A 13,613-nucleotide genomic window follows, 5' to 3' on the forward strand; every position below is an offset into this window, starting at 1 on the left:
AACAACCATTTGGAGATTTTATCCATGATTTAGCCATTGTTTTGCTTATTTCATTGCCATTCTTTGTTTTTTTTCGGTTTGGTGGTATGCCTCGAGCAAAGGGGCTGTTTCGTGCAAAGGTCTCTATACTAGTATCCTGATGATAGCCGTCAAAGTACGATCTCTAGCAGATCATGGATCCTAGTATAGCGCGTGAATTGAGCTAAGTTTTAGAATGAGAGCAATATGGGTTTTAGATTTCGTAAAAGTATTAAATTATTCCCGGGTTTTAAAATTAATCTGACCCATAAAGGCATCAGCAGTGCCAGCATTGGCAAACCTGGTGCTTCTCTAAATATTGGTAAAAAAGGGACTCGAACCAGTGTTGGTATTCCAGGTACGGGACTGTCTTACTCTAAACACCAGCCTTACTCTAAAAAGACCCGTGTTCCACAACCGACATCGCTAGAACACACGGAATATAATCCTCAGAATTTAGAACAACCGAAGGCAAAGATATGGCCTTGGATTATTTTTGGAATATTGTGTTTTATTGTGGGTGCCGTCATTTTTTAGCAAAAACAACATTGTATTTTGATCAAAAAAAATGCCCACATGGGTGAGTGGGCAAACTAAGGATATTAAGATCCTTCAGAAACTCCAGCGCAATTCTCGCTACTTTCAGTAAGCGACTCTGGCTCAATCATGATAGTCTGACTCAATCGAATCGAGGTAAATCGATCCATTACAATTGGAGCAGAAATTATGCTTGAATACATTCTTGAATGATGCTGAAAAGTCTTTGAGTTTTAATTAATAAATAAGAGTATCCATGTCTACCCTCAACTTTACTTATTTTCAGATAGCAACCAATCGAGAGCACTCATTTTTACAATACCATTATAATTCGCTTCAGTCCCTATCGTGTCTAAGGTAAGCAAATACTTGGGATACGAATCAGAAATTTTCTGTAATGGACGTAACTCTCGGCTGAGTGTCTCCTCATTGAGCGTTTCTAATGCCACCTGATAATAAGTTAAATTCTGTAAAGTATCGACAGCAACAAAATCAATTTCATATTCATCAACCCGCCCTACATAGACCGTATAACCTCGTCTGACAAGCTCAAGATAAATCACATTTTCTAAGATATGACCTTGATCAGCATTAGCATCAGGCAACATAATCCGGCGCAATCCGACATCAACTAAATAGTATTTTTCAGAGGATTGTAATAACTCACGCCCGCGTACTTTAAATTGTGCGGCACTATAAAATAACAAACTGTCCTGTAAGCCCTGAATATAGCGTTTTACTGTTTCAAATGAAATTTTAACCCCACTTGAAACAAAGGTATTTTTAATTTTATTGATGGAAATAGGTGAGCCTGTCACGCTTGCCAAATATCTTGCGACACGCTCGAGAGAGTTAATATCGGCAGTATTCAAACGGGGAATAACATCTTTAAACATTACACTGGCATAGACCGCTTGCAAGTAATCATAAGTTTCCTGCTGGCTAGTCATGGCAAGCGTATAAGGGAAACTACTGCGCGTATACATGGCATACAAATCACGATTGGATAATTGTTGGATGATCGGATTATTTTCAATATGCCACTGTTTAAATTCTTGGAATGACAGAGGTAGAACATGTTGCTCGATATAGCGTCCTGTAAGTAAAGTCGCAAGTTCTCCACTTAGAAAGAATGCATTTGAGCCTGTAATATATAAATCGATATAATCCCGAACATATAAAGAGTCGACTACTTTCTCAAAATTTGTAACATGTTGTATTTCATCTAAAAAAACATAGTTTTTTTTACTTTTATCAACTTTGGACAATACATAATCATGTAGTTTACGGTAATCGGTGAGTTCTTCAAATTCCATAAATTCGAAGTTGATGGCAATGATGTTTTCGGCTTGTACACCCTGTGCTTTTAGGTCTTGTTGAAACATCGCCAATAAGGTGGATTTTCCAGAGCGACGCACACCTGAAAGTACTTTAATGACATCACGGTCTTGCCATGTATTCAGAAATTTTAAGTAGCCATCACGTCGAATATTAGCGCTTCTCATTATTTACACTTAGAATCTAAAGTTTTAATAAATTCTATCAAATTTTAGAATGTATATGTAAATATATTTAATTTTAAAAAAAGTTTAAAGGTTAAGTGAAACATTCAAAGCTGCTGTAGAAGCATGTAAACAGCAGATCTGATCAAAATCCAAATTCTGTCTTTTTGATTATTTTCCATGTTATGTTATTTCATTGATGCTACGAGTTAACTGCTATATAAATTAAGTGAAAAGTAAATGGAACTAAGATGTTAACTAGAGTGGAACGGCTTTGTTGCACAAAGATTTGAAATGCAAAGCGCCCCTAATTGAGCCAAATTTAAGGCGTAACTTGGGTAAGTGGTCGACCTAATTCCGTAAATCTGTTAAGGACTGCCACACGTGCATGGATCTCATTGACTTGGCTATCAAAACTACTTGCACTGAGTTTATCTCCTAATAATTTGATGCAATGCATCTTAGTTTCAACCAAACTTCGCCGATGATAGCCTGACCATTTTTTCCATAGTGTCCTGCCTAGCAGGGTTTTAGTATCTATACCAATATGAAGTTTACGCCATTGGCGACGATATTTCGGCTAATGCTTTTTACGTTTCCATTCACCTTCACCTAAGAACTTCAAATCCGTGGAATCAACGAGTAGATGCAGTCCATTGCAACTCTTTTCATAGCTAATTTGAATATCAATATGCTTTTGTCTTCTGCGAATGGTTGAATAATCCAGAGCTGTCCAATCTAATCCGCAAAGTTTAATCAAGCTTTGGACAAAGCCAGTCACCATGCATACAGAAAGACGAAATAAGGATTTAATCATGAGATAGCACTGAATGGCTATGTCAGAATAAGTTTGATTTCGACCATGTTTTCCTTGTGACTGCGAATATCATTGAATCTTAGTATCAAACCAAATTGTAAAATTACCATGATTGATCAAAGCATGATTGTAGGATGACCAATTCGGTGTACGATAAATTTAGGTGTAGGCTATTGCTGTATAAGACCTTATCGGTAGGTTTGCGCAACAAGGCCTCAAAATCCCACCTTAAAATGCAAATAGCAAAAAAACTCTACCATTCGATTGATTTCATTTTAGAAGTAATGAAATTAGTATCTGTTTGTAATGATATTTTATAAAATTCAATATTAGATCTGCAGAGAAAAACTTATCAAACTAAGTATTGGCTAGTCTTTTTCTTCGAAAAACTTATCAAACGAAGTATTAAGTTAATCTTTTTCTTCAACTTCTTCCTTAAACTCAAACAAATCATTCATCGTACAGTTAAAGTACTTACACAACTTATCGGCGACTGGTAATTCAATACGTACAGCACGGTCATAATACATACTTGTGAGCGTGTTGCGATTGATACCTGTTGCATGCACCACTTCACTTAATTTTAAAATTTTTCTATCGCCCATGAGGCTAGATAACTTACAAGTAATCATATTTAAATTAATTTACAAAAAATAACTTGCTGTGGGTTATTTGAAGTTGTTGACTGAGTAATACTTTGCTAAAATTAACCTACAGCAGGTTATTACAACTTATAGAAAGTATATTTTATCCATTTCAACTAAATTATAACTTTTTAAATATAAGGATTGAACCTGCATTAGATTATTTTGTGGAGATGACCGCCGTGTTACCAAATGAGTTATTGATCAGCCAGCAAGCTCGTGACTTAGGAAATCAATTAATTAAAGAAATGAACATCAATAGAAGTTATGGAATGGCTAATTTTCTTGGAGTAAATACTTGCTATGATAATCATCAGGCTGTACTTATTTGGACATTTCAACTGCTTGAAAGGGAACCTGCCTTAAATGAATTAGCAGAAATTAAAAAATATTTTCTTTTAATCTTTCCAGATAGTGTTTATCAATTAGCCTAAGTTGTTTTTAAAATTAATTTATTAAATAAAAAGCACTAAATCAAAGAAAGCTTTATTTAAAAATAGGCGGATTCAAGCGGCAAGTGCAACAGTATAAAAACCAGCCATAACATCACTGGGCGTATACCATCCCAGTGTCTTTCTGGGGCGATTATTTAGAGCAGATTCTATCTGTTCTATCCGTTCTTTTGAAACATCATCAAACGATGAGGATTTTGGCAGATATTGCCTGATCAGACCATTGCTATTTTCATTTCTGGCACGTTGAATCGACTTGTACGGATCTGCAAAGTAAGTTTCTATACCTGCTTCCTTTATCCGCCAATGCTCTGAGAATTCCTTGCCATTATCAAAGGTCACACTATATGCATGACTGTGGCGCAAACACTCTAAAGCACACGTGATCGTTTTAGCTGAGGTTCTAGTTTTCCCCAAATGAGCGATATGTAGATACAGACTCTTGCGATCAACCAGGGTTAATAATGCCCCCTTATGATTCTTGCCTATCACGGTATCACCTTCAAAATCACCAAGACGTTGACGCTTGTCTATGATCTCGTCGCGACAGTGAATGCTTGTTCTATCAACCAGTTGGCCTCTACGGTCTGTGTTTTTATAACCCCGCTTGCGATAGGTTTTCTGGTGTCTTAAATGTTGATGCAGTTCTCCACCCTTAGATTTATCCTGATAGATGTACTGATAGATCCACTCATGTGATGGGACATCTAGCCAGCCGCGTTGTTTCAATGCCCCGGAAATCTGTTCAGGCGACCAATCCAGAGCAATCAGATAACGGATGTAAAATATGGCGAAGTCTGTCATCTGAGATGAAGAACGGTATCGTCGTTGACTTGAAAACCGATCAGCCTGTTTAGCCCGATAGCCGCGTTCCCCTGTATTCCTTTTGATCTCACGATAGAGGGTTGATCTGGAAAGAGTAGAGATTGAAGATTTACTTTTCAAGGGCAGCATAAATTTCGTATCTTTCTTCTTGAGAAAGTTGGGTGTATTGCTTCATTGTGTGCTTTCCAATTGCGAGTTGAAAAAGTCTAATGATTCTAATACACCTAACTTTTTCAACTAACTACAAATGTGTCGCACTTGGGATTTGAATCCGCGATACCTATTAATTCAAAAACATACCATTTACTGAATATATGAAGCATAGGTTCCTGCTCTATCACTCACTCGTACTAAAATTACATCGCTCTTTTTACTGATACTAAACAATTTATGTCCACGCCACGTTCTGCGGCTTCGAGGGCTAGTTTTTGTTGAACCACTGAGAACAAGGACAACAAACTGCCTACTATATTTTCCCGGAGAGTGGTGTAGGAACTTTTTCATTATTGCTAATCATATCAGCGACAACATCAGCAACGAGCTCCTCTATTCCTGAGAATGCTTTAGACTGATCCGCATCAAGCCAAGACAATGATGGAAACTCAGCACACAACCCAACATACTCATTATATTCTGCTGACCATGTAACACGGCAAGTATATTGTTTACTATCCATTTGAAACCCCATAATGTTTTAAGTCTATGTATAAAAGTACGATTTTCACTTAGCAGTACTTAAATAATCACCCCACCACTGCATCATTTCAGTCCGCTGGGCTAAATAGTCAGCGTGATTATAGCTGGCACGGGTACGGTTCTTATCAATATGTGAAAGTTGTGCCTCAATCCAGTTATCCTGGAACAAACCTGAGTCATTCAAAATGGTACTAAAAGTGGAACGTAGTCCATGAGAGGATAATTGATGTTTTCCATAGCCCATCTTACGTATAGCCATATTTAATGTATTAAAATGAATCGGTTGATTATGTTTCCGTGGGCTAGCAAAAATGTACTTTTCACCGTATGACCATTGCATGACGTCTTTTAAAATATCTAAAGCCTGATCTGAAAGTGGAACTAAGAAGTCGGGAATCTCATGGCCTAATATGACTTTTCGTCGAAACTGTTTAATATGCAAGGCAGGTATTTTCCAGATTTTTTCATTTAAATCAAAATGATGAGGCTCAGCCAATAACAATTCAGCCCCTCGCACGCCAGTATGTAATTTGAACAGCAGTGCTTTTTTAATAATCGGATGGGCATCCAATTTTAATAAATTTTTCTTAAAATCTGATATATCCTCCGCTTTCAAATACGGATAATTCTTCTTGATTTTACTGTTAATGGCGATTTTATTTAAACCATGCGCGATGTTGAATTCACAATAACCCATCGCTACAGCGTAGTCATAAATTTGGTTCAAATAACTACAAGCTTTCTTGACAGGTTCTTTTACTTGGCGTCCCTCTATTTTTTTGATTACTGAAACCAGGTCATAACGCTTGATGTTTTGAAAAGGTAAATCCTGAAGGTCTGGATAAATATCTTGCTGTAAACATCTTTCTGCTAACTGTAGTACACCGCAGCGGGGTGAATCATTAAATGCATTTTTCAGTTTGAACTGCAGCCACTCCTCCCCTACCTTACGAAAGGTGATGACATTAGAGACAGTATCATGCTCAAAACAATAATTATTGTCTTTAAAGTCATCTTTGACTTGTCGTGCCTTTTTCAGCGATAAATCAGGATAAAGCCCCAACTGAATGCGGCGACGTTTTTTTGTTTGTGGATCTGTATAGCGATAGCACCAAGATTTTCTTCCAGTCGGCTCAATCTTCAGGCTAAGTCCATCTTCATCGGATAAAAAACAAGTTTTTTCCTTGCAATGAGCTTGGCGAACTTTAATTTCAGTAAGACTCATGAAATTTAAATGAAACCTATCAGCGGATTGACGAGATCCATTATATCAAAATAGAAGAAAATATATATGATGCGTACACTACGCATCATATATATTTGTAATATATTGTTTTATATATTTAATATTTTAAGTATTTGTATTTTAGTAACCATTATAAGTACCACCTCTTCTTTAAGTTCCCAACAACTCACTTTTTCTGTCATCAATGTTAAATAAGTCTTGTGCTTTAAATTCTTAGATGACCTCCTCTACCCTTTATTATCATTTTTATAAAAGTAACTATATGTACTCATTAAAATTTGTAGAGCTCAAAAACAAAAAAGACCGCTATATAGCAGTCTTTTAACTTAATTAAATAATAATTAATTCATTTTCATCATAAGTGCATAAGCATCACGTTTGTTTTGACGCAATGATTCTATCTCGGACTTCGTCAGCTGTTTTACGAGAGTTGAGGATATACTTTGCTTCCCACTCTGTGAGCCTTTCGAAATCGTACCCGTAAATCGATTTCCACCATGCTTCAAGATTACCATATACATCCCTCAATTGCTGAAGAGTTTCTTTACTTAGAGCTAATTGTGATGAGTATTGTTTACCCGTCAGTGCATATGCTCCAATAACTTTATTCGTCCCAGTTGTTTCAATATGACCTTTTAATGCTGCAAAAGTACCACCTTGGGTCTGGGTATCATCAACAATAATAACACATTTATCATTGTTTATTGTCCCATCAAATGCTGGTGGGTTGGCTAATCTATGCCACCCATCACCGCCAGTTCTTGATACTTTTATAGCTTGAACTATATTCGTATCAACTTCAAGCCCAAGTTTCTTTGCTATAACTGCTGAAGTAGCTAAAGGAATCATATTACGACCGACTGCTTCCTCAGCATGTACAGGTACTATAATAGTTTCCCGACCATCGATAATTCTTTCTAGTTCAGCAATCGCCTCATCCGAAACTAAATCTTTAGCTAAAATATACGCACTTTCAACATCCCCTGCTTTAGCAGCTTCATACATGTAATGAGAGGTTGCATCTCCAAGACCACGGTCAATAACCGTTTTAGGAAACATATTCCAATCTGTGCGATATAACTTCATATTTTTAAATAAGTTTTAATGATGGCTAGCATTAAATTTTACACTAAATTTACCGCTAGCATCTCTTGGATATTATTTTTCGTATCAGGCAGCACTCTCAAAAGCCGTTTGTTTGGACAGTCCCCATGATCATACACGAGGCAGCTTCAAATACTTATGGGCCCATCCTATCCAGTTGTATCTTCTTGCATCACATGAATATTGTATACTCATTTTGACTACTTGAAAATTATGGAACAACGTCAATAAAAACAATAACTCTAGAGTCTTTAGTCGACATTCCTAAAAAGGTAAATTCAACATTTCTTTCCATATCATTTCTTTGTGTCTCTGGATGAACAAAAGAAACATAGCTTATTTCAAAGAATCGGGCTAGGGTTTTTATGCCAATGATTTTGTTCTCTTCATTAGCAATTAAAACATCTAATTCCAGATCAAACTCTTCTAATTATTTAATTAAATCTTTAACTTTCATTTTACTATCAACCTCTATGAATTATTTAAAAAATTAGCACAATGAAACTTGTGAAAAAAATGGATTTGAACAAAATTTTTTAGCAAAAAAAGCATAGCAACCAGAAAAACCTTTCCAGCAATCAACAAAAATATCCCCGTGTGCTTCCAGTTTACAACATTTTGACTACCACACTGCCCACAGTAGTAATAATAGCCTTTGATACGGCCACCGCATTCAGGACAATTTTTATGATTAATGAATAAGTTACTCAACGTCTCTTCTCCAAAATTCTTATTATCAAGTTGTAAGTGAAGATAGCACACATTTATAAAAAATGTCTTTTTTAAAACATCAAAAGATGTTATAAAAAAGACATTCGCTACTTTAGGATAACTTTTAAGATGAATTTAAATCTCCTTGATGAAGAATCAATCCAACCTTCTGAACCCACGCCATGTGATTTTTTCAAAGGTGAAAATGCTATCAAAAAAGCTAAACAGTTAGGATTACCTGATCTCGAGTTAGTCAGAAACGCAATTATGATCGGTGATGCTGACTATAGAACAAATACTCACTATAACCGTGCACGCTTTATTGCACGATGGGGAAAAATTGGAGAACAGATTGCTTTACTGCTTCGACAATCTGATCCTGCTTGGATATTCCACAATGACAGCCAGCCAAGAATTGAGAATACAGTAAAGAAAATACAAATTATCTTTATGAGCGGGAATATTGCATTGGGGTTAGCTGATCAAGTTGTATCAGCACACTGTGAAAAAGGATTAATGACATTAAATAATATTAAGGAGAATCAGTCTGCTTATGATGATGAGACAAAATTGAGAACATGGATTTTATACTTTCCTTCAGCATCACATCCAGCCTATAAAGACATTGATATCCCAAATATTCCTTTTGAATTTGCATACCCAACTAGCTTCGTACAGGACTTAAAAGCGAAAAAAATTTCAATTTTACCAAGTGACCATACTTGCAGAATTGCATTTGAAATAGATAATACAGTTCCTGTAAAAACTGATCCTAAGCCAGTATTGGAACCATCTAATGAAATTAAACCAGATGATTTTGATATTCAGCTTGTAGTTTAATCTGAGGTTAATGTGTTTAATAAAGATCGTTTACGTATTGCTAAAGAATTACGAGGACTTAGCAATACCGATTTCGCAGAAAAATTGAGTTGCTCTATCTCTAAGGTAAAGCAACTTTTAGACGTGGATAAAGAAATCAATGAAAATGATCAAGATGATATATGCCGTGTATTAAATTTACCCAAGTCATTCTTTGCAGGTAATGACACACAACCACATGAAACAGACCAAATCTTCTATAGATCGGTTGCTCGTATTAAAGCACAGCATAGAAAAGCTAATGAGGCATATACTCTTTTAGCAATAAATATTAACAAGTACTTAAATCAGAAAGTAAAGTTACCTACTTTTCACCGTCCTGATTTAGATATTACTGAGTTTTTGGGTGAATCTAAGTATGCCGATCACCTAGCGTCAGAGTTGAGAGGTTTATGGGCTTTAGGTAATCAACCTATTAATAACATTGTTTCGTTGTGTGAGCTAAAGGGAATCCGTGTCTTTAGATTACCGACTGAAATTCGAGAAATTGATGCACTATCTTTTTTTGATGATGAAAGTGGTAGCCCTTTCATATTTCTAAATACATTTAAGTCTGCCGAAAGAGCCCGCTTCGATTGTGCACACGAACTTGGTCATATCGTTATGCATACGCATAACAAAAAAATTCGTGTCGAGAAAGATAATCGTGTTCTCGAAACTGAAGCGGATCAATTTTCATCTGAATTTTTAATGCCAACAGATGCATTTCTTTCTACTGCTCCACGCTATTTTTCACTAGAAAATATGATTGAGTATAAAAAGATTTGGCGAACATCCCTGAAGGCTATTAACTATAAAGCTCACAAGCTGGGATTAGTTAGTGATTGGGTTAATCGTAGTAACTCTATAAAGATCAATTCGTTGGGCTACAACATTAATGAACCTGAAGAAACTCATCGAGATGAGAGTTTGATGTTGCCCAAAATTATCTCTGTTTTAGCCTCACAACCATCTTTTGATAAAAATAAAATGCTTGATGAAATTGGAATCTCTGAAGAAGATTTTAATCAATTAACATTTGATGCTTTAGTTAAAGTTGAGCCCCCGAAGAAAAAACATAAGTTATATATTGTCGAGTAATACAAACCTTCCTTAAAAATAATGCGCCTTACGGCGCACTATTTATGCAAAATCCTGATTAATTTTTTTATGACTTCACGCCCAACGTAGTTTTGCAGTAATAATCCGGACAACGCCACGTTCAACAGGGGCCTTACCTGTAACCTCACCAATTTGCTCGCAAATGACGACGGTTTCGCCTTTTTTCACCAAGCGAGCAAGGTAGCCTTCAGCTGCATGGTAAGGAACGCCTGCCATAGGGATAGGTTCACCATTGGCTTTGCCACGATGGGTTAGGGTAATTCCGAGAAGTTTAGCGGCCTTGTGTGCATCTTCAAAAAATAGCTCGTAGAAGTCACCCATACGATAGAACATCAAAGAGTGCGGATGTTGCATTTTGACGCCCATGTACTGTTGCATCATGGGAGTGAGGGTGGACAAATCAGTTATGATTCCCGAATTGCTCATGTAGGTGAAATCCTTAAATCTTTGAAAATGCACAATATAAAAATAGACCGAGCGACGCCGCTTACCGTATGTATTTATGTGCTATGAACAGCTATTGTCTGAATGGCAATATCTTAGCAAAATTGAAAACGACTAAACAATAAATCATCTATAAAGCGAACAGTTGTTAAACAGCCAAGTGATTATTGCTGTAGGCATTAGGTGTAAAGCAAAAATAAAAAAGCCTAAACATCTGTTTAGGCTTTTTAAGATTTAAGGCTTATACAGACCGAGTTCAGTCAGGTGCAACCGTAGGATACGACGTAACTCAAGAACAGCTTCAGGCGTTTCTTGAATAGAATGTCCACCTTTAATAATCTTCTCAGACAATGCACCATCTAGATGGGCACTCGTATAAGGCACGACATCGTCTGTAATGATATTGAGGTCATCACTTTTGGTCGCATTCCCCATGATGCTGTGGAATTTCATGCCCTTGTATGGAACGACATTTTTAGTTAACCGAGTAAAATTAGAGTTTTTGCTGAGATCACTTGGCCCATTTTGAATGAGTCCATTATCGACATCTTTAATGAAGGCTTGTAGGTCAGGGTCACTACTTTGTATAACATCGGTCAGTGCTCCCAAAAACGCACCTGGTAGACGAATGACTTTACGTGCCGCAAGGGTAAACCAGCGGTCAGCAAACTCTGTCCCACGATGTGGCGCTGCCAAGAAAATGGCCCGACTAAAGTTTGGAATCGGTTGAATATCGAGGCGTGATTTAAATAGAGGGTCATTTTTAAATTGTTGCGCACGTCGATTGGGTAGCAGTTTCATTGCTGCAGGGGTTAAGTCAGCATCGCTCACCAAAAGCCGTGCAATAATGCCGCCCATACTATGTCCCACGAGCACGGCATCCTTTTTGGCAGGCGCTTTGCTGTCGACCAAATTAAAACTTTGTTGAATGATTGCATAGATTTGGAAACGACTTTCTAAAATTGGCATATTGGTCGAGTAGAACACTTGCCAGACTTGATAGTGCTCACGTAGCACGGGGTCGCCCATGACATCATTCGTCAAACGAATCCATGCCTCTGGACTGCTGGCTAAACCGTGGACGAGGACCACCACTTTTTTATTTGGATTGTACGGCTCAAGCATGTATAGGTGTGGCATAGTGAGGCGTGCATCACGATCAATCAGTGATAAATACGCGGCTTTACCTAAATTGTTTTGTGCTAACCATAAGCCATAAGGTGCAGAAAAGTTTGCAGCGAGTGGGTAGCTTTTGCCTGCAATTTTCGCAGATTCAAACTTATAGGGATCATAAGCTGAGATTTCAAACTCAGGGTTGTTTAAGATCTCATCGATATTGGATGCAGAGCGTGGCTGTGCGGTAATAGTCGCTGCTAAATAACGGGCATTGTGAATGTTTGGATTACGACCATTGGTATACTGATAATGTAGTGGATCGACAATATATTTGGCTTTTTCAGGTGAGGTGTCATTGTGCTCAGGTGGGAGGACAATCAGAAACTCTGAACCAAAACCATCGCGACGTGTGATAGAGCGCAGGCCTGAAAAGTTCATATTGTAAGTTGACATCAGTTGTTCAACTTGACGGTTTTTTAAAAGTGGGTAATTGTCATAATTAATACGGTAAATACTTTGCCCCACTTTGATTTGATTACCGACTTCAGATGGCCCATGGCGTAGGCCATAACTATTCACGAGTTTAGCGATAGCTTGATTATAAAAGTCACGGAGTTGGACTTGTCGGTTATCAAAAATACGGTCTTGGGGGCCACGTTTGGTGTTAAACATGTAGGCATAACTGTAGCGAATGCTTTTATCCAGCATGCCGAGTTGTTGATCTAGGCAGCTTTGGTAGTTTTGTTTTTGCAGTGCCTGTTTTTCTTCAGACTGTGTCTTGGCTAAAATACTGACTTTACAGGCAGATGATTTTTCTAAGGAAAGTGCTTTAGCGAGATACAGCTCGCTGGCAGTAGAGAGGAGCTGTTCATCCTGAATTTGTGGAATCTGTTTGAGTTCGCTGACACATTCTTCAGGTTGCTCTGAACAGATTTTGGCTTCTCTACCCGTCATAGACAGCACGTTTAGACTCGCTTCACTGAGCTTATCCCGCGTTAAAATACTCTCACGCTCATTGGTAATCGTAACGTTCAGTGATTGATTTTTCACACTGACCACTTGGCAACCACTCAAAAGCGAAACGAGAGTGGTCATCATCAAGGTGCTACGGATGTATTTAGGCATAAAAAGCGTCGACTACCGTTTATTCTTTTGAATTTTTTAAATCATACGATAATTCTCGGATTTATGTAAGCATCCGCTGAACGCCATCGCCAAGTTTTAACGGGGTTCAGGTTTCCAGCGGTGAGGTAGTAATTCTTCTATTTGGGGCACTTTATGTGTTGGCAACCTTTTCAGCACATCACTTAAATAGGCATACGGATCCAAGCCATTCAGCTTTGCTGACTGGATTAAAGTCATGATATTGGCAGCTCGTTGACCACTGCGCAGCGAACCTGCAAATAGCCAGTTCTTACGCCCCAAGGCCCAGGGACGCATTTGGTTCTCTATCCAATTATTGTCAATGGGTAGATTGCCATCATCCAGATAGCGGCTTAAAGCAGTCCAACGTTTTAGGCT

At 37.6% G+C, this 13,613-nt stretch carries 11 protein-coding genes and 3 pseudogenes; 4 read left to right on the forward strand and 10 right to left on the reverse strand.

Going from position 1 to position 13,613, the window contains the following annotated elements; translation table 11 throughout:
* The first annotated feature begins 225 nt into the window (after positions 1-225).
* Positions 226-555, forward strand: a complete 330-nt coding sequence (locus FTV30_RS13985) for a DUF4236 domain-containing protein (protein WP_010116447.1) — start codon at positions 226-228, stop codon at positions 553-555.
* A gap of 272 nt (positions 556-827) precedes the next feature.
* Here the strand turns inward: FTV30_RS13985 and FTV30_RS13990 are convergent, their stop codons facing one another.
* The 3 genes and pseudogenes from FTV30_RS13990 to FTV30_RS14000 form a co-directional block, all read right to left on the reverse strand.
* The gene (locus FTV30_RS13990; RefSeq protein WP_001255534.1) at positions 828-2,060 is read right to left on the reverse strand and encodes an ATP-binding protein; all 1,233 of its coding nucleotides are present in this window, start codon (positions 2,058-2,060) and stop codon (positions 828-830) included.
* 319 nt (positions 2,061-2,379) lie between these two features.
* Positions 2,380-3,033 (reverse strand): annotated as a pseudogene (locus tag FTV30_RS13995) (IS5 family transposase).
* A gap of 251 nt (positions 3,034-3,284) precedes the next feature.
* Positions 3,285-3,506, reverse strand: coding sequence for a helix-turn-helix transcriptional regulator (locus tag FTV30_RS14000; protein ID WP_004658364.1), 222 nt, complete (start codon positions 3,504-3,506; stop codon positions 3,285-3,287).
* 194 nt (positions 3,507-3,700) lie between these two features.
* On the opposite strand from FTV30_RS14000, the gene FTV30_RS14005 reads away from it, so the two are divergent.
* Positions 3,701-3,952, forward strand: a complete 252-nt coding sequence (locus FTV30_RS14005) for a hypothetical protein (protein WP_004658363.1) — start codon at positions 3,701-3,703, stop codon at positions 3,950-3,952.
* A 72-nt stretch (positions 3,953-4,024) separates the two neighbouring features.
* Here the strand turns inward: FTV30_RS14005 and FTV30_RS14010 are convergent.
* The 4 genes and pseudogenes from FTV30_RS14010 to FTV30_RS14025 form a co-directional block, all read right to left on the reverse strand.
* Positions 4,025-4,970 (reverse strand): annotated as a pseudogene (locus tag FTV30_RS14010) (IS30 family transposase).
* 291 nt (positions 4,971-5,261) lie between these two features.
* A complete protein-coding gene (locus FTV30_RS14015; RefSeq protein ID WP_001986288.1) occupies positions 5,262-5,483 on the reverse strand; it encodes a hypothetical protein in 222 nt (73 codons plus the stop codon).
* Positions 5,484-5,516: 33 nt separating this feature from the next.
* Positions 5,517-6,716, reverse strand: a complete 1,200-nt coding sequence (locus FTV30_RS14020) for an integrase arm-type DNA-binding domain-containing protein (RefSeq protein ID WP_000059658.1) — start codon at positions 6,714-6,716, stop codon at positions 5,517-5,519.
* A gap of 393 nt (positions 6,717-7,109) precedes the next feature.
* Positions 7,110-7,823 (reverse strand): phosphoribosyltransferase, encoded by a 714-nt coding sequence (locus tag FTV30_RS14025; protein ID WP_001986287.1) that lies wholly within the window; start codon positions 7,821-7,823, stop codon positions 7,110-7,112.
* Positions 7,824-8,681: 858 nt separating this feature from the next.
* On the opposite strand from FTV30_RS14025, the gene FTV30_RS14035 reads away from it, so the two are divergent.
* Together FTV30_RS14035 and FTV30_RS14040 are read left to right on the forward strand one after the other, a co-directional pair.
* Positions 8,682-9,392: a hypothetical protein gene (locus FTV30_RS14035; RefSeq protein WP_001052588.1), complete on the forward strand. Its 711-nt coding sequence runs from the start codon at positions 8,682-8,684 to the stop codon at positions 9,390-9,392.
* Positions 9,393-9,404: 12 nt separating this feature from the next.
* Positions 9,405-10,511, forward strand: coding sequence for an ImmA/IrrE family metallo-endopeptidase (locus FTV30_RS14040; protein WP_002046586.1), 1,107 nt, complete (start codon positions 9,405-9,407; stop codon positions 10,509-10,511).
* 96 nt (positions 10,512-10,607) lie between these two features.
* Here the strand turns inward: FTV30_RS14040 and FTV30_RS14045 are convergent.
* From FTV30_RS14045 to FTV30_RS14055, 3 genes and pseudogenes are all read right to left on the reverse strand, one after another.
* Positions 10,608-10,958: pseudogene (locus FTV30_RS14045) on the reverse strand (DNA mismatch repair protein MutS); the annotation flags it as partial.
* Between the two features lie 252 nt (positions 10,959-11,210).
* Positions 11,211-13,217 (reverse strand): triacylglycerol lipase, encoded by a 2,007-nt coding sequence (locus FTV30_RS14050; protein WP_100355854.1) that lies wholly within the window; start codon positions 13,215-13,217, stop codon positions 11,211-11,213.
* Positions 13,218-13,313: 96 nt separating this feature from the next.
* Positions 13,314-13,613 (reverse strand): transposase domain-containing protein (locus FTV30_RS14055; RefSeq protein ID WP_031972092.1); only part of this gene is annotated, 300 nt, incomplete at its 5' end.

The sequence above is a fragment of the Acinetobacter sp. YH12255 genome (assembly GCF_013417355.1).
Lineage (GTDB): Bacteria > Pseudomonadota > Gammaproteobacteria > Pseudomonadales > Moraxellaceae > Acinetobacter > Acinetobacter pseudolwoffii.

Coding starts and splice junctions, on each gene's coding strand:
- FTV30_RS13985 (WP_010116447.1), top strand. CDS start 226: ATGGGTTTTAGATTTCGTAAAAGTATTAAATTATTCCCGGGTTTTAAA.
- FTV30_RS13990 (WP_001255534.1), bottom strand. CDS start 2,060: ATGAGAAGCGCTAATATTCGACGTGATGGCTACTTAAAATTTCTGAAT.
- FTV30_RS14020 (WP_000059658.1), bottom strand. CDS start 6,716: ATGAGTCTTACTGAAATTAAAGTTCGCCAAGCTCATTGCAAGGAAAAA.
- FTV30_RS14015 (WP_001986288.1), bottom strand. CDS start 5,483: ATGGGGTTTCAAATGGATAGTAAACAATATACTTGCCGTGTTACATGG.
- FTV30_RS14025 (WP_001986287.1), bottom strand. CDS start 7,823: ATGAAGTTATATCGCACAGATTGGAATATGTTTCCTAAAACGGTTATT.
- FTV30_RS14000 (WP_004658364.1), bottom strand. CDS start 3,506: ATGATTACTTGTAAGTTATCTAGCCTCATGGGCGATAGAAAAATTTTA.
- FTV30_RS14035 (WP_001052588.1), top strand. CDS start 8,682: ATGAATTTAAATCTCCTTGATGAAGAATCAATCCAACCTTCTGAACCC.
- FTV30_RS14050 (WP_100355854.1), bottom strand. CDS start 13,217: ATGCCTAAATACATCCGTAGCACCTTGATGATGACCACTCTCGTTTCG.